Source organism: Vulcanimicrobium alpinum, from assembly GCF_027923555.1.
GTDB classification, from domain to species: Bacteria; Vulcanimicrobiota; Vulcanimicrobiia; order Vulcanimicrobiales; family Vulcanimicrobiaceae; genus Vulcanimicrobium; species Vulcanimicrobium alpinum.
The window spans coordinates 457411-473135 of sequence record NZ_AP025523.1; the positions used below are offsets into that span (position 1 = coordinate 457411).

10 protein-coding genes are annotated in these 15725 nt (G+C 69.2%); 4 read left to right on the plus strand and 6 right to left on the minus strand.

The annotated features are described in order from the left end of the window. Nucleotides 1-13: 13 nt before the first annotated feature. Nucleotides 14-1522, minus strand: coding sequence for a retropepsin-like aspartic protease (locus WPS_RS02255; RefSeq protein WP_317996241.1), 1509 nt, complete (start codon nucleotides 1520-1522; stop codon nucleotides 14-16). Nucleotide 1523: 1 nt separating this feature from the next. Between WPS_RS02255 and WPS_RS02260 the strand changes: the two genes are divergently transcribed. The 4 genes from WPS_RS02260 to WPS_RS02275 all read left to right on the plus strand — a co-directional run bounded on the left by WPS_RS02260 (nucleotide 1524) and on the right by WPS_RS02275 (nucleotide 5580). Beyond that, entirely contained in the window at nucleotides 1524-2786 is a 1263-nt protein-coding gene (locus WPS_RS02260) for a glycosyltransferase family 4 protein (protein ID WP_317996242.1), read from the plus strand. After that, on the plus strand, nucleotides 2786-3529 hold the full coding sequence (locus WPS_RS02265; protein ID WP_317996243.1) for an SDR family oxidoreductase: 744 nt from the start codon (nucleotides 2786-2788) through the stop codon (nucleotides 3527-3529). The genes WPS_RS02260 and WPS_RS02265 overlap by 1 nt, the downstream gene beginning before the upstream one ends. A gap of 21 nt (nucleotides 3530-3550) precedes the next feature. After that, on the plus strand, nucleotides 3551-4120 hold the full coding sequence (locus WPS_RS02270) for a hypothetical protein (RefSeq protein WP_317996244.1): 570 nt from the start codon (nucleotides 3551-3553) through the stop codon (nucleotides 4118-4120). Between the two features lie 206 nt (nucleotides 4121-4326). Then, nucleotides 4327-5580, plus strand: a complete 1254-nt coding sequence (locus WPS_RS02275; protein ID WP_317996245.1) for a DEAD/DEAH box helicase — start codon at nucleotides 4327-4329, stop codon at nucleotides 5578-5580. A 15-nt stretch (nucleotides 5581-5595) separates the two neighbouring features. Here WPS_RS02275 and WPS_RS02280 read toward each other — a convergent pair whose 3' ends face one another. The 5 genes from WPS_RS02280 to WPS_RS02300 are packed head-to-tail and all read right to left on the minus strand — an operon-like array spanning nucleotide 5596 to nucleotide 15722. Next, entirely contained in the window at nucleotides 5596-8103 is a 2508-nt protein-coding gene (locus WPS_RS02280; protein ID WP_317996246.1) for a sugar phosphate nucleotidyltransferase, read from the minus strand. Then, nucleotides 8100-10124 (minus strand): 4-alpha-glucanotransferase, encoded by a 2025-nt coding sequence (malQ, locus tag WPS_RS02285; protein ID WP_317996247.1) that lies wholly within the window; start codon nucleotides 10122-10124, stop codon nucleotides 8100-8102. The genes WPS_RS02280 and malQ overlap by 4 nt, the downstream gene beginning before the upstream one ends. Continuing rightward, the gene (gene glgX / locus WPS_RS02290) at nucleotides 10121-12199 is read right to left on the minus strand and encodes a glycogen debranching protein GlgX (protein ID WP_405054985.1); all 2079 of its coding nucleotides are present in this window, start codon (nucleotides 12197-12199) and stop codon (nucleotides 10121-10123) included. The genes malQ and glgX overlap by 4 nt, the downstream gene beginning before the upstream one ends. Next, nucleotides 12199-14376 (minus strand): 1,4-alpha-glucan branching protein GlgB, encoded by a 2178-nt coding sequence (glgB, locus tag WPS_RS02295; RefSeq protein WP_317996249.1) that lies wholly within the window; start codon nucleotides 14374-14376, stop codon nucleotides 12199-12201. The genes glgX and glgB overlap by 1 nt, the downstream gene beginning before the upstream one ends. After that, nucleotides 14373-15722 carry a dihydrolipoyl dehydrogenase family protein gene (locus tag WPS_RS02300; protein WP_317996250.1) on the minus strand — a complete coding sequence of 450 codons (1350 nt, stop codon included), beginning with the start codon at nucleotides 15720-15722 and terminating at the stop codon, nucleotides 14373-14375. The genes glgB and WPS_RS02300 overlap by 4 nt, the downstream gene beginning before the upstream one ends. Nucleotides 15723-15725: the final 3 nt, after the last annotated feature.

A 15725-nucleotide genomic window follows, 5' to 3' on the forward strand; every position in this document is an offset into this window, starting at 1 on the left:
CGCTTCGACAAGCTCAGCGTGACATGAGCCACATGCGGTTCGTAGAGTAGTCGAACATCGTCGTGAATTTGCCGAGGACGCGCGTGCCGACGTTCCCCAGCTGCGAGGGATCGGCGAAGGAGCCGGTTCGCTCCAGATTCAGCTTGATCGGAACGTTGCGCACCTGCACCGGGCCTAGGCGCAGCGTGCGCGCCGTTGCAAGGTATCCGAAGCTCGCGCCTCCGATCCCCAGGCCGCGCTCCGTTGCGCTCGCATGGTACCGTGCGACCAGCCGGTGCGCGCGGGTGAACGGCGACATCACGTCGAGTCCGAACGCGCTGCCGGTGTCGATCGCGATGGGGCCGTCGAACGCGTCGAACCCGCCGTCGATCTCGGGCTGACACCCCGAAAACCGGATCGGAATCTCCGTCCCCGCTGGATCGAGCAGCGCGGCGTCGCGCGCGAACGAAACGGTGCGCCGCGCGAAGTCGAACCGGACCGCGAAACGCTGCAGCACCTCGCAGCCGATCGTCCCGTCGGCGTCGTGCATCGACGGATCGTCGACGACGGCGAACGGCTGCGAGCGCATCGACGCGCGCCCGATCTCCATCCGCGCGACGGTCGCATAGCGTTCGGCGACCAGACCCGGTCCGATCCCGCCGGTCTTGTCGTCGCCGACGAGTTGCACGCCAAGTCGACGCGCGGTGCGCGACGTCATCAAGTTGGAGCCGCCCGAGTCGAACAGCATCCGCAGCGGGACGCCGGCGATCCGCACGACGACGACGGGGATGCCGTTGTGCAGCGCGATCGGTACGGTGCTCACGCCGTCGAGCGTCGCGTCGCGCGGCGGCGGCGGGGGCGCGAACGCGGCGTCAGCGACGTGCGCCGGAAAATCGACGCTGCGCACGCGTTCGATCCACACGCCGGTGCGCGTCGTCGTGACGGTTTGGAACGGAAGCACGGTGCCGCGGATCCGGCGATAGTCGGAGAAGCGGTCGGCGGCAACGTCGATTCCGGAGCGGTCGATCACCTCCGCGATCGTCCCGTTCCGGCGATCAACGGTGACGTCGAGTGGACCGGTCATCCGCGGATACGTCACGCGCAGCACGATCCGCGGCCCGCGAGCGGCGAGCAGCCGGATCGCCGGGCGCTCCGGGCCGTTGCGGCCGAAGAAGTGCGCCCACGCTGCGGCGTCGCGGCGGTCCTCGGCGTTGCCGTTCACGATCGGCATCCCGGTCGCGTCGGCGCCCCAGCTGCGCGTCCCGTCGTAACCGTTGCCCGACGAGAGCGGGCCGGCGACGATCCGCTCGACGGTGCGTCCCGTTGCAAGGTCGATCAGATCGGTCTCGGTGCCGCGGACGCCGGCACCCGCCACGGTCGCGTGCAGGCGCACGAACCGCACGGCACCGCTCGACGTGCGGACGATGCGCAGGCGCTCGGGCGGCGGAAGCGCCGCCGTCGCGAGCGCGGCGGCGAGAACAAGAAGCATTATCGGTCGTTTATGGCGGCAGTATTCTGTGCGCCTCTCGCGGTAGGACTCCACGATGATCCCGCGTCACGTTGCGCTCCTGTCGTTCGAGGGACCCGATCGCTACGCGTCGATCGGGGGCCTCGCGACGCGCGTGACGCAGCTCGCGCGCGCGCTCGGCGCCGCGGGCCACGACGTCGAACTGTTTTTCGTCGGCGATCCGCAGGCCGCGGCGATCGAAGAGACCGATCCCGGCGTGACGCTGCGCCGCTGGTCGCAGTGGATCTCGACGCAGCATCCGCGCAACGCCTACGACGGCGAGCCGGCGAAGATCCACGATTGGGAAGTGAGCCTGCCGCCGTGGATCGTCGACGAACTCCTCGTCCCGGCGAACGCCGCCGGCGAACGCGTGCTGGTGATCTGCGAGGAATGGCAGACCGCGAACGTCGCGATCGCGATCGACCGGCTCGCGCGCGAACGCTGCGTGCGCGGCGCGCTCACGCTGATGTGGAACGCGAACAACACGTACGGCTTCGAGAAGATCCATTGGCCGACGCTCACGCGGGCCGCGGCGGTGACGTGCGTGAGCAAGTACATGAAGTTCGAGCTCGGCGTGTGGGGCGTGAACGCGCTGGTGATCCCGAACGGGATCGACGAAGCGCTGCTCGCCGGCGCGGATCGCGAGCAGACCGCCGCCTTGCGCGCAGCGTTCGGCACGAAGCCGACGTGCGTGAAAGTCGGGCGGTTCGATCCCGACAAGAACTGGCTGCAGGCGATCGACGCGATCGCGGAACTGCACGCCGCGGGGACGCCCGCGCGGCTCATCGTGCGCGGCGGGAAAGAGCCGTACGGCGACGTCGTCCTCGGCCGCGCGCGCGAACGGCATCTCGCCGTCGAGCGGCTGGCGTACGAGGGCAGCGACTGGCACGAGTTCGCGCGTCTGCTGGGGACGGTCGACGCACCGGTGGTGCACGTGCGCGCATTCCTCGACGAAGCGACGCTCTACGCGCTCTACGCCGCCGCCGACGCGACGCTGGCGAACAGCGGCAAAGAGCCGTTCGGACTGGTGGGCTTGGAAGTGATGGCGTCGGGCGGGATCGCGGTCTGCGGGGCGACCGGCGAAGAGTACGCCGAACCGTTCGTCAACGCGATCGTCTGCGACACCAGCGACGGACGTGAACTCGCGACGTATCTCAAAGCCCTCTTCGACGATCCGACGCTCGGCGCGGAACTGCGCGCGAACGGCGCCGAAACGGCGCGGCGCTACACCTGGGACAACGCGCTGACGGCGCTCGACCGCAAGATCGCCTACGTCGACGCGCGCAGCGCGCTCGCCTGATGCCGGTTCTTCTGATCACCGGCGGCAGCCGCGGCATCGGCGCCGCGCTCGCGATCGCAGCCGCTCGCGAGGGCTACGACGTCGCGCTGACCTATGCGAGCGATCGCGCATCCGCCGATGCGGTGGTCGCGAAGATCGCCGCGCTCGGGCGCACCGCCGTCGCGATCGAAGCCGACGTCGCGCGCGAGGCCGACGTCGTGCGCGCGTTCGCCGAGGTCGATCGCCGGTTCGGGTCGCTCGACGCGGTGGTCATCAACGCGGGGATCACCGGGACGTTCACGCGCGTCGACACGCTCGACGTCGCGATGCTCGAGCGCGTCCTCGCGGTCAACGTCACCGGCGCGTTCATGACCGCGCGCGAGGCGGTACGCCGGCTCTCGACCGCGCACGGCGGACGCGGCGGTGCGATCGTCGTCATCTCGTCGCGTGCGGCGACGCTCGGCTCGCCGGGTGAATACGTCCACTATGCCGCCTCGAAGGCGGCGGTCGATACGCTGGTGCGCGGTTTGAGCAAAGAGATCGCGCGCGAGGGCGTGCGGGTGAACGGCGTGCAGCCGGGGCTGATCGACACCGAGATCCACGCGCGTGCCGGCCGTCCCGAACGGGTCGCGCAGATCGCACCGAACGTCCCGATGGGCCGCGCCGGGACGGCCGAGGAAGTCGCGCAAAGCGTGCTGTGGCTGCTCTCGCCGCTCGCCTCGTACGTCACCGGTGCTATCCTGGAGGTCGGCGGAGGCCGCTGAGTCCGTCCGGAGGTTGAAGCGATGGGGCGTGAGGCGACGTGCGCATGCACCTGGGGCGACCGGCACGGCGCCGTGAAGGCGCTGCTGGAGTCGAGCGAACTGATCGTGCGCGGCGCGGTCAGCGCGAAGGTGCCGCTCGTGGCGCTGCGCCGCGTGCGCGTCGACGGCGAACTGCTGCGTTTCGACGTCGACGACACCGCGGTGAGCTTGGAGCTCGGCGCGCGTGCCGCCGCGTCGTGGGCGGCGAAGATCGCTGCGCCGGCGCCGTCGGTCGCGAAGAAACTCGGCCTGACGGCCGCGATGCGCGTGCGGCTGCTCAGCGGCGCCGACGAGGTGCTCGGCGACGCTCTCGCGGGGACGACGCGCGTGTCGCGCGGCGCCTACGACTGCGCGCTCGCGCGCGTCGAGACGCTTGCGCAACTCGCGAAGCTGGATGTGGCGCCGGTCTGGGTCGTGTACCGCAAAGGTCGCGGTGGACCGGTCGGCGAGCAGGCCGTGCGCGATGCGCTGCGCGCCCGCGGGCTAATCGACGTCAAGACTGCGGCGGTCGATGAAGACTATACCGCGCTGAAGTTCGTCCGCCGAGCCTGACGCTGTTTCCGGCGCTGCGGAACTTGTTTTCACCGATCCTGCGGCGCTGGACACGGCATTTGCATTGCAGACCGGGCGGAGACTGCCCGTTTGGACATTCGTTCCGTACTGTGGTAGACTGGGGTGTCGCCACATCGGCGAGTACCTTTGCGCGATCTTTCGAAACACCGACGATCGACCTCGCGCGCTCCGTTTCGAAAGAATCGATGCAAACGACATTTGACGACCTGGGCTTGGCCCCGGGCCTCTTGCGCGCCGTGCGCGAACTCGGGTTCACGACCCCGACGCCGGTGCAAGCCGGCGCGATCCCGCCGGCGCTCGCCGGCCGCGACGTGCTCGCCAGCGCCCAGACAGGAACCGGCAAAACCGCCGCGTTTGGACTCCCGTTGCTCCAGATGGTCTCAGCACTGCCGCGCAAGCGCACGCACGGGCTGATCCTCGCGCCGACGCGCGAACTCGCCGCGCAGATCGCCGCGCATCTCACCGAACTCGCGAAGGGCTCCGGCCTGCGGGTCCGTGCGATCTTCGGGGGCATCGGCTACGCGCCGCAGATGCACGCGATCCGCACCGGCACCGAGATCCTCGTCGCGACGCCGGGCCGCCTGATCGACCACCTCGATCAAGGCGCGCGACTCGACGACGTCTCGCTGCTCGTCCTCGACGAAGCGGACCGTATGCTCGACATGGGCTTTCTCCCCGCCGTGCGCCGCATCGTCGCGAAAGCGCCCGCGCGCAAGCAGACGCTGTTCTTCTCGGCGACGATCGCGCCCGAGATTGCGAAGCTCAGCCGCGAACTGCTACGCGATCCGGTGCGCATCGAGATCGCCTCGAAGAGCGCGGAAGTGACGGCCGAGGGGATCACCCACGTCGCGTACACGATCGACCAGCAGCGCAAGACCGATCTGCTCGTCGAACTGCTCAAAGACAACAACATCTTCAGCGCGATCGCGTTTACGCGCACGAAAGCGCGCGCCAACCGCCTCGCGATGGCGCTCGAAAAGCACGGGATCGGCGCCGACCGCATCCACGGCGACCGTTCGCAGGCCCAGCGCACCCGCGCGCTCGCCGATTTCAAGCGCGGAAAACTCCGCGTCCTCGTCGCCACCGACGTCGCCGCGCGCGGCATCGACATCGCCGACCTCGGTCACGTCGTCAACTTCGACGTCCCGATGGTCGCCGAAGATTACGTGCACCGCGTCGGCCGTACGGCACGCGCCGAGGCGACGGGCGACGCGATCACGTTCGTCGCGCACGACGAAGAGAAGCTCTTCCGCGACATCGAGAAAGTCGTCGGACGGCGCATCGACCGCGCCAAGCTTCCAGAACTTCCGCCCGCAAAAGCGCCGCTCGCCGCGCCCCAGCAGCACCCGTCGTTCGCCGTGCCGCGCCGGGGCGACCCGGTCCATCACGCACCGCGCGCCCGCAACGCGCCCGCCCGCCCCCGCACCGCGCCACGCTGAGCGCTCGGACGTGAGTCAGCCGGCGGCGATCGTGCGGACGCGGCCGGCGATTTCATCGGCGTAGCGCGCCGCGTCGTCGTCGGTGGTGCCTTCGGCCCAGATGTTCACCGATGCATCGGTCGCATCGGGGAGGACGAGCACCCAGCCGCCGTTGCGCTCGAGCCGGACGCCGTCGAGCGTCTCGACCTTGCCGTTGCCGGCGTGCGCGGCTTCGTCGTGCAGCGAGCGCATCACCGCGCCCTTGCGGTCCCACGGACAGGCGACGACGCGCCCGGCGATGTGCCATTCCGGGAGCGTGGCGACAAGCTGCGAGAGCTTGCGCTGTTCCGCCGCGAGCAGTTCCATGATCTTCGCTGCCGCGTAGATCCCGTCGAACGCGGGCTGGAACTCCGGGAAGATCAGTTCGTAGTTCATCCCGCCCGCGAACGCGATCGACGGATCGCATTCCGCCAGACTCATCAGCGAGCGGCGGTCGCTGCGCGTGCGCACGATCGTCGCGCCGTTGTCGGCGGCGATGCGCTCGACGACCGAGGGGACCGTGAGCGGCAGGGCGATCCGCGCGCCCGGCTTCGACCGCGCGACGAGCAGCGTCAGCAGGGCCATCAGCCGGTTGCGCCCGATGATCGCGCCGGTGTCGTCGACGAGGATGACCGTCTCGCCGTCGGCGTCGATCAGCACGCCGAGGTTCGCTTCCAGCGAGCTGACCACGCTCGTGAGCTGCTGCAGATGCCGCTCGCGGTCATTGCGGAACGTGCGCACCTTCTCGGAATCGAAATACGCGTTGAGCGCGATCTGCTCGACGCCCAGCGTGCCGAGGATCTGCGGCAGGACGATCGAGGCATTGCCGAACGCGTAGTCGATCACGACCCGGAAGTTGGCGTCCTTGAGCGCTTTCGCGCCGAGCGATTCGACGAACGCGCCGGAGTAGCGTTCGAGCGCGCGCGAGGGGAAGTCGAGCCGGCCGACCTCGTCCATCGGCGTGCGCCGGAAATCCTCGCGGAAGAAGAGGTTTTCGACCTTCCGTTCGGCGCCTTTCTCGATCCCGATCCCGGTGTGGTCGAAGAACTCGAATACCAGCGCGTTCGCGTCGTCGGGGGCAACGCGAACGTGCACGCCGCCGTCGCCGCCCACCCGTACCGCGTAGCGCGCGAGCGGCAGCGGATACGAACGCAGATCGAGCACGTTGATCCCGACGCTGAGGAGGCCGGAGATCACGCAGCGGTTCATCACGCGCGACGCAGGGTGCGTGTCGCGGCTCGTCATCACCGTCTGCCCCGACTTCAGCGACGTTCCGAACGCCTGGCCGAGCTTCAGCGCGAATTCCGGCGTGATCTCGAGGTTCGCCAGACCGCTGATCCCCACCGATCCGAACAGCGAGCCCGGCCACTTCTGGCCGTAGATCAGCGACATCGAGACGATCGAGCCGGCGTTGACCCACTTGTCGGGCCACAGCTTGAGGTGCGCGTTGACCGTCGAGCCGTGTCCGAGCGTGCAGCCGCGGCCGATCACGCTCGCTTCCTGCACGGTCGCGCGGCGTTCGATCGTGTTGCGGTCGGCGACGGTGCAGTCGTTGAGCGACGCCTCCTCGCCGACGTAGCAGTCTTCCCACAGCACGCTGCGCGTGATCGCGGCGTTGCGCTCGACGATCGAGTGGTCGCCGACCACCGCCGGTCCGACGATCGTTGCGCCGGCGCCGACCCGGACCTCGCGACCGAGCACGACGGGCCCTTCGATATGCGCCTGCGGGTCGATCGTCGTCCCTTCGCCCGCCCACACGCCGGGCCGCACTTCGTCGCCGGAGAACGAGATCGCGACTTTCCGTTCGATCGCGTCATAGTTGGCCTGCTGGTACTGTTCGAGGTTGCCGATGTCGGTCCAATAGGTGTCGAACACCCAGCCGCCCAGCTTCTTGCCTTCGTGCAGCATGCGCGGAAAGAGATCTTTCGAGAAATCGTAGATCTTGCCGCGTTCCATCAGGTCGAGGATCCCGGGCTCGAGCACGTAGATCCCGGTGTTGATCGTGTCGGAGAACACCTCGCCCCACGACGGCTTCTCGAGGAAGCGCACGATGCGTCCGTCCTCGCCGGTCACGACGACGCCGAACTCCAGCGGGTTGGTGACGCGTTGCAGCGCGATCGTGACGTCGTTCTTCTGCTCTTTGTGATGGCGGACGAGCGCCGAGAGGTCGACGTCGGTGAGCGCATCGCCGCTGATGATGAGAAACGTGTCGCCGGCGAGCAGATCGTTCGCCATCTTCACCGCGCCCGCGGTCCCCAGAGGCGTGTCTTCGACGACGTAGTGCATGGTGACGCCGTTGGCGCTGCCGTCCCCGAACCAGGCTTCGATCTCGTCGGCAAGATAGTGCAGCGTCGCGACGATCTCGCCGAACCCGTGCGCGCTCAGCAGGTTGACGATGTGTTCCATCACCGGGATCCCGGCGACGGGCGCAAGCGGCTTGGGTCGGCGCGAGGTCAGGGGACGAAGGCGCGAACCCTCGCCGCCCGCCATCAAGACTGCTTTCACGGTACCCTCGGTCGCATCTGCGCGAGCGTGGTGCAGAGCCGGCGCAGGCGCTCGTCCGACGCCAGCGAGTCGACGTCCGTGCCGAGTTTCCGGCGCCAGTTTGGGTATTGGTGGGAGGTCCCCGGGACGTTCACCGGCATGCGTTCGCCCAGGATGTCGTCGAGTTGTGCCATCACGATAGCACACGGCGCGGCGGCGAGGTAGCGGTTCGCCGCGATCACGACGGCGATCTCGTCGTCGCATTGCGCGGGATCGAGATCGCCGTGCGCGATCAACGCGTCGAGCAGCGCGTCGCGGTCGCGCTCGCGGGCCGCATACTCCGCGTCGAGCGGCGTCTCGAGGAATCCGAGCCGGTCGCGCAACCCGAGATCTTCACCGTGCAGCCATGCGGGGATCGTCGCGAGATCGTGTGTCCCCGATGCGGCGAGCGCGAGTGCTGGGTACGCTTCGGGCGGGATGAACGCGCCGTCGAGCGTCCGTTCGAAGAGCAGGATGCGATACGAGAGGATGCCGGTCGCTTCCATCTGGTCGCGAAAGCCCTCGGGGACGGTCCCGAGATCTTCGCCGATCACCACGCAGCGCTCGCGCACGCTCGCGAGCGCGACGATCCCGCGCAGATCGTCCAGCGGATACGCGACGTAGGTTCCGGTGCGCGCGCCCGCGCCGCGCGGGATCCAGTAGAGCCGCGCGAGCGAGAAGGCGTGATCGATACGCAGGGCGCCGGCGTCGCGGCAGTTGGCCTGCAGCAGCGCGAGCAGTCCGAGATAACCGTCGCGGCCCAGTTCGCCCGGATGCGGCGGCGGCAGGCCCCAGTCCTGACCGAGCGTGTTGAGGACGTCGGGCGGCGCGCCGACGGAGACGCCGGGGACGTAGGTGCCGGCGTCGGCCCAGACATCGGCGGCGTTCGCGTCGACGCCGACGGCGAGATCGCGATAGAGCCGCACGCCGTGCTTGGCGGCGTCGCGCGCGACGGCGGCGAGTTGTTCGGCCGCCAGCCACTGCAGGTACATCGCGAACTGCACCTCGTCGGACTCGGCGGCGGCGAACAGCGCGACGTCGGGCGCATCGGGGCTGTGGTAGGGTGGCGGCCACGCGGCCAGGCTGCGCCCGAAGCGCGCCGCGAGCACGTCGAACGTCGCGAACCGGCGCAGCGCCTCACCGCGCTCGACACACCAAGCAAGGAACGCATAGCGCCGCGTCTCGTCGCGCTCCAAGACCGCGAAGCATGCGCGCAACGCTTCGTCTTTCATCGCCGCGACGCCGGCGTAGTCGACGTCGCCCGCCGCGCGCAGACGCGCCTGCCGCTGCGCGCGCGCAGGGTCGGCGAGCAGCGCGGCGACGGACGGGTCGCGCGCCTCGGGCACCTCGTCGACCGCGATGCACAGCCAGTTGAGCCAGCGCCGCGACGAGGCCGAGTATGGGCTCGCGGCGTCGGGATCGCCGCGAAACGATGCGTGCAGCGGGTTGATTCCGACATACGATGCGCCGCGCTCGCCGAGCAGCGCGCAGACCGCGCGCAAGTCGGCGAAGTCGCCGACCCCGTCGTTGCGTTCGGAACGCAGCGTGTAGAGCTGCAGCGCGATCCCCCACGTGCGGCCGCTCGGAGGGTACGCATGCTCCGGCACGACGGTCACGTGCGCCGTCGCGTCGGCGAACGCGGCGACGGTGAAGTCGATCCGGTGAATCCCCAGCGGCACCGTCGCTGGGATCGTGACGCGGCGCGTATCGAAGGTCACGTCGCCGGGTTCGGTCGCGACGACCGGTGCGTCGCGCAGTGCGAGCTCGCCGCGCTCTGTCGAACCGTCCTCGCGCACGAGCGTCCAGCGCAGCGTCTCCGGCCAGCTGATCTGCGGCAGCGTGACGTCGAGCGTCACCGGCTCGCCCTCGCGGACCGTACGGACCGGCGGCGTGACGGGGTGCGCCTGCGCGTCGACGAGCCTCTCGAACTGCGCGACGGTCTCGGGCGGGGCCGCGCGCCGCGTCCCCAGCGCGTCGACGTACTCGCGTGCGACCAGCGTCACCGCACGCTTCCGGCGAACACCGCGAGCGAGCGCGAGATCATCGGATACTCCACCACGGCGTCCACCGGGACGCCGCGGCGCACGCCGCCCTCGATCGCGGTGTCGAGCACCAGCGACCACGAGATGCGGCGGTGCGATTCCGGGAGCGTGAACGTCACGTCGTCGGGCGACGCGTTCATCGCGACGAACAGCATCGGGCGCGCACCCAAGAAGAAGCCGATCGTGCGGTGGTCGGAGCCCCAGTCGCCGTTCTCCATCTCGGCGCCGTCGGGCCGGATCCACGCGATGTCTTTGCGGCCGCTCGCGTCGATCGGCGCGCCGCGGTAGAACGCGTCGCGTTCGAACGCCGGGTGACCGCCGCGCAGCCGCAGCAGCGTCTTCACGAAGTCCGCAAGCGCGAGATCGTGCGGGCTGAGCGCGCTCCAGTCGACCCACGAGATCTCGTTGTCCTGGCAGTACGCATTGTTGTTGCCGCGCTGGGTGCGGCCGTGCTCGTCGCCGGCGAGGATCAGCGGGACGCCGAGCGAGAGCAGCAGCGTCGCGAAGTAGTTGCGCTTCTGGCGCTCGCGCAGGGTGACGATCTCGTCGTCGCCGGTCGCGCCTTCGGCGCCGCAATTCCAGCTCAAGTTGTCGTCGGCGCCGTCACGGTTGCCTTCGTGATTTGCCTCGTTGTGCTTGTGGTTGTACGAGACCAGATCGGTGAGCGTGAAGCCGTCGTGCACGGTGACGAAGTTGACGCTCGATCGCGGCCGCCGGCCCTGATGTTCGAACAGGTCCGACGAGCCCGCCAACCGCGATGCGAGCTCGGGGAGCACGCCGAGATCGCCGCGCCAGAAGCGCCTCACCGTATCGCGGTACTTGCCGTTCCATTCGGACCAGCCCGGCGGAAAATTCCCCAATTGGTAGCCGCCCAAGCCGACGTCCCACGGTTCGGAGATGAGCTTGACCCGCGAGAGCACCGGGTCTTGCGCGAGCGCTTTGAAGAACGCCGCGTCGCGCGCGTAGCCGTGGTTCTCGCGCGCCAGCGCCGGTGCGAGATCGAACCGGAAGCCGTCGACGTGCATCTCCTCGGCCCAGTAGCGCAGCGAGTCGGTCACGAGCTGGAGCACGCGCGGGTGACGCACGTCGAGCGTGTTGCCGGTGCCCGTCATGTCGTCGTAGTAGCGCGGATCTTCGGCGAGCCGGTAGTATGTCGCGTTGTCGATCCCCTTGAACGAAAGCGTCGGACCGAGGTGATTCCCCTCCGCGGTGTGGTTGTACACCACGTCGAGCACGACTTCGATCCCCGCCTCGTGCAGGTGCTTCACCATCGTCTTGAACTCGTTCGGATCGCCCAGCAGATAGCGCGGTTCCGGCGCGAAGAAGCCGATTGAATTGTAACCCCAGTAGTTGCGCAGCTTCTGCTCGACGAGCCGGCGGTCGTCGATGAAGGCGTGCACGGGGAGCAGTTCGAGCGTGGTGACGCCGAGGTCGTGGAGGTAGCCGACGACCGCCGACGTTGCCAGCCCGGCAAACGTCCCGCGCAGCGCGTGCGGCACGGCGGGATGCGCGACGGTGAACCCGCGCGCGTGCACTTCGTAGAAGACGGTACGCGTCCAGGGCACGCTCGGTCGCTGGTCGTTCCCCCACGTGAACGCGCTCTCGACGACGACGCACTTGGGCATCCCGCCCGCGTTGTCGCGCCGGTCGAACGAGAGGTCTTCGCGATGCGAGCCGATGCGGTAGCCGTAGTGCGCGTCGCTCCAGCGCAGACTCCCCGAGAGCGCCTTCGCGTAGGGATCGAGCAGCAGCTTGTGATGGTTGAAGCGGTGGCCGCGCGCGGGATCGTACGGGCCGTAGACGCGATAGCCGTACAGCATCCCGGGCCGCGCGTCGGCGAGATACCCGTGCCACACCTCGTCGGTGTACTCGGGGAGCGCGATCCGTTCGAGCTCGCGACGGCCGCGCGCGTCGAAGACGCACAGTTCGACCTTTTCCGCGTGGGCGCTGAAGAGCGCGAAGTTGACGCCCTTGCCGTCCCACGTGGCGCCGAGCGGATAGGGCAGTCCCGCCTCGACGCGTCGCCGGGCTGCGATCACGGTGCGAGCCAGAGGGCGGAGAGCGCGGGCACGGTGAGCTCGAGCGACTGCGGTTTGCCGTGCGCGGGACGATCGTCGGCCTCGACGGCGCCGCCGTTCCCGGTATCCCCGCCGCCGTACACCGCCGCGTCGGTGTTGAGCACTTCCGCGTAGCGCGCCCGCCGCGGAACGCCAAGACGATAGCGGTGATGCGTCGCGCCGCTGAAATTGCAGACGCACACCAGGTGCCCGTCGCGCCGTTCGTCCCAGCGGATGAACGCGACGACCCCGTTGCGCGCGTCGTCGTAGGCGAGCCACTCGAAGCCGTCGGGCTCGGCATCGCGCTGGTGCAGGGGGGCGCGCTCGCGCGCGAGCCGGTTGAGGTCGGTGACGAGCAGCTGCATCCCCGCGTGCTCGGCGGCGCGCGTGAGGTGCCAGTCGAGCGAGGCTTGCGCGCGCCACTCGCCGCGCTGCGCGAACTCGCCGCCGGCGAAGAGCAGTTTCTTGCCCGGATGCGCCCACATCAGGCCGTACAGCAGACGTACGCTGGCGAACTGCGCCGCTTCGGGCCCCGGCATCCGCCCGAGCAGGCTGCGTTTGCCGTGCACGACTTCATCGTGCGAGAGCGGCAGCACGAAGTTCTCGCTGAACGCGTAGATCAAGCCGAACGAGATCTCGCCGAGATGGTAGCCGCGATAGAGCGGATCGCGTTCCATGAACTTCAGCGTGTCGTGCATCCAGCCCATGTTCCACTTGTAGCCGAAGCCCAAGCCGCCGTGGTCGACGGGAACGGTGACGCCGGGCCACGCCGTCGACTCCTCGGCGAAGGTCGCGATCCCCGGGACCTCGCCGTAGAGTGTGGTGTTGAGACGGCGCAGGAACGCCACCGCTTCGAGGTTTTCGCGTCCGCCGTACACGTTGGGAACCCATTCCCCTTCGTTGCGCGAATAATCACGGTACAGGATCGAGGCGACCGCGTCCACGCGCAGCCCGTCGATGTGGAACTCACGCAGCCAGTAGAGCGCCGAGGCGATCAAAAAGTTCGCGACCTCGCCGCGCCCTAGGTTGAAGACGTACGTCCCCCACTCGGCGTGATAGCCTTCGCGCGCGTCGGCGTGCTCGTAGAGCGGCGTTCCGTCGAAGCGCGCCAGACCGTGCGCATCGGTGGGAAAGTGGCCCGGCACCCAGTCCAGGATGACGCCGAGCCCGGCACGGTGCGCGGCGTCGACGAACGCGCGGAACTCGTCGGGCTCGCCGAACCGGCTCGTCGGCGCGAACCATCCGGTGGTCTGATATCCCCAGCTCAGATCGAACGGATGCTCCGTCACCGGTAGCAGCTCGATGTGCGTGAAGCCCAGGCCGCGCACGTAGGGGATCAGTTCGTCGGCGAGCTCGCGGTAGGTGAGAAAGCGATCGTGTTCCTCGGGAACGCGTTTCCACGAACCGAGGTGGACTTCGTAGATCTGGATCGGCGCGTCGCGCTGCTGTTTGGGCCCGCGTTCGCGCATCCAGGCCTCGTCGCGCCAAACGTACCGCGACTCGGCCGTCACGATCGACGCATTCGCCGGCCGTTTCTCGCTGCGGAACGCGAACGGGTCGGCATGCAGCGGCAGCAATCCGCCGCGCGCGCCGAGCAGCTCGTACTTGTAGCGCGCGCCCTCGCCCACGCCGGGCAGGAAGATCTCCCACACGCCGACCTCGCGCCGCAGGCGCATCGGGTGCGCGCGTCCGTCCCACGCGTTCCAATCCCCGACGACGCTGACGCGGCGCGCATTCGGCGCCCACACGGCGAAACGCGTCCCCGCGACGCCGTCGATCGTCTGCGGATGCGCGCCGAGGACGCGGTAGAGCTCGCGGTGGTCGCCTTGACCGATAAGCCAGAGATCGAAATCGGAGAGCAGGGTGCCGAAGCGGTACGGATCTTCGATCGTCTGCGATTCGCCGCGATCGTCGTCGATGCGCAGGCGGTAGTGCGGCGGCGCCGTGACGACGTACGCTTCGAACAGCCCCGCGTCGTCGACGAGCTCCGCGTCGGCGAGCTGCGCGCCGCCCGCGTCGACGACGCGCACGCGCCGCGCGCGGGGCAGCATCGCGCGGATGACGGTCCCGGTCCCCAGCGTGTGCGGTCCCAAGATGGCGAACGGATCGCCGTTGGTGCCCTGCACCACGGCCGCGAGCCGCGCGTCGACCTTCACAGCAGCAGCCGTGCGAGCGAGGGGATGCCTTCGGCGAACGTGGGGTGGATGTGGACGGATCGCTCGATCGTGCGCCACGTCGAGCCGGCTTCCATGTGCGCGAGGATCACGTGGATCAGTTCCCCGGCTTCGTAGCCGACGAACGTCGCGCCCAGAATTGCGTCGGTTTGCGCGTGCACGACCAACCGGAAGAAGCCGTCTTCGAGATTCCACTCGATCCCGCGCGCGACGTCGGCGAGCTGGTAGGTCACGTCGCGGCACGGGATGCCGGCCTTCTGCGCGTCGTCGCGCGTCATCCCGACGCGGCCGACTTGCGGTTCCGTATACATCGCGTATCCGAGAACGCGATCGCTGCGCGTGCGCGAGCGGTCGCCGACAATGATGCTGCGCAGGCGCCGGAAGTCTTCCCATGAGACGTGGGTGAACTGCGGCTGACCCGCGACGTCGCCGAGCGCGTAGTGATTCGGCACCGAGGTCTGCAGGTGCTCGTCGCACTGCACGAAGCCGCGCGCGTCGAGCGCGATCCCGGCGCGCTCGACGGTCCCCGCGGGGATCGTCGGCCGACGGCCGATCGCGATCAGGAGCCCGTCGCCGGAGAGCACCGTCTTGTCGTCGAGCGTGACCTCGAAGCGTCCGTCGTCGTGCGCGACCGCGACAGCGCGCCGTTCGAGCAGAACGCTGATCCCGTCGCGTGCGAGCGCGCGCGTCAGGACGCTGCAGGTGTCGAGCTCTTCACGCGCGACGAGCCGGTCGTCGGGCGTGACGACGGTGACGTCGCTGCCGAGCCGCGCCGCGCCTTGTCCGAGTTCGAGCCCGATGTATCCCGAGCCCAGGACGATCAGGTGCTTCGGGAGCGCGTCCTGCAAAAAGAAGTTCGCGTTGGTGAGATAGGGCGTTCCCGCCAGACCGGGGAGATCCGGGATCGCCGCGCTCGTACCGGTGTCGATGACGACGACGTCGGCCTCGTACGTATCGTCGCCGGCGCGCAGGACGTGCGGCGCGTCGAACGATGCCTCCGCGCGCACGACGTGCACCGCGGAACGCGCGAGTTTCTCTTCGACGCCCTCGCGCCACACGCCGACGATGCGCCGCACGCGCTGCAGCACGGCCGGTGCGTCGACGCGCACCTCGCAATGAACGCCGATCTCGGCGGTCCGTCGGGCGCGCCCGGCGGAATGTGCCGACGCGAGGAACGCCTTCGACGGCGTACAGCCGACGTTGACGCACGTGCCGCCGAACGCGCCGCGCTCGAACAGCACGACGCTGCGCCCCTGCGAGGCGGCGTCGACCGCGAGCGGCACGCCGCCCTGACCGGACCCGATGACGGCGAGATCGTAGCGTGCCACGCG

Coding starts and splice junctions, on each gene's coding strand:
- WPS_RS02260 (WP_317996242.1), top strand. CDS start 1,524: ATGATCCCGCGTCACGTTGCGCTCCTGTCGTTCGAGGGACCCGATCGC.
- WPS_RS02265 (WP_317996243.1), top strand. CDS start 2,786: ATGCCGGTTCTTCTGATCACCGGCGGCAGCCGCGGCATCGGCGCCGCG.
- WPS_RS02270 (WP_317996244.1), top strand. CDS start 3,551: ATGGGGCGTGAGGCGACGTGCGCATGCACCTGGGGCGACCGGCACGGC.
- WPS_RS02275 (WP_317996245.1), top strand. CDS start 4,327: ATGCAAACGACATTTGACGACCTGGGCTTGGCCCCGGGCCTCTTGCGC.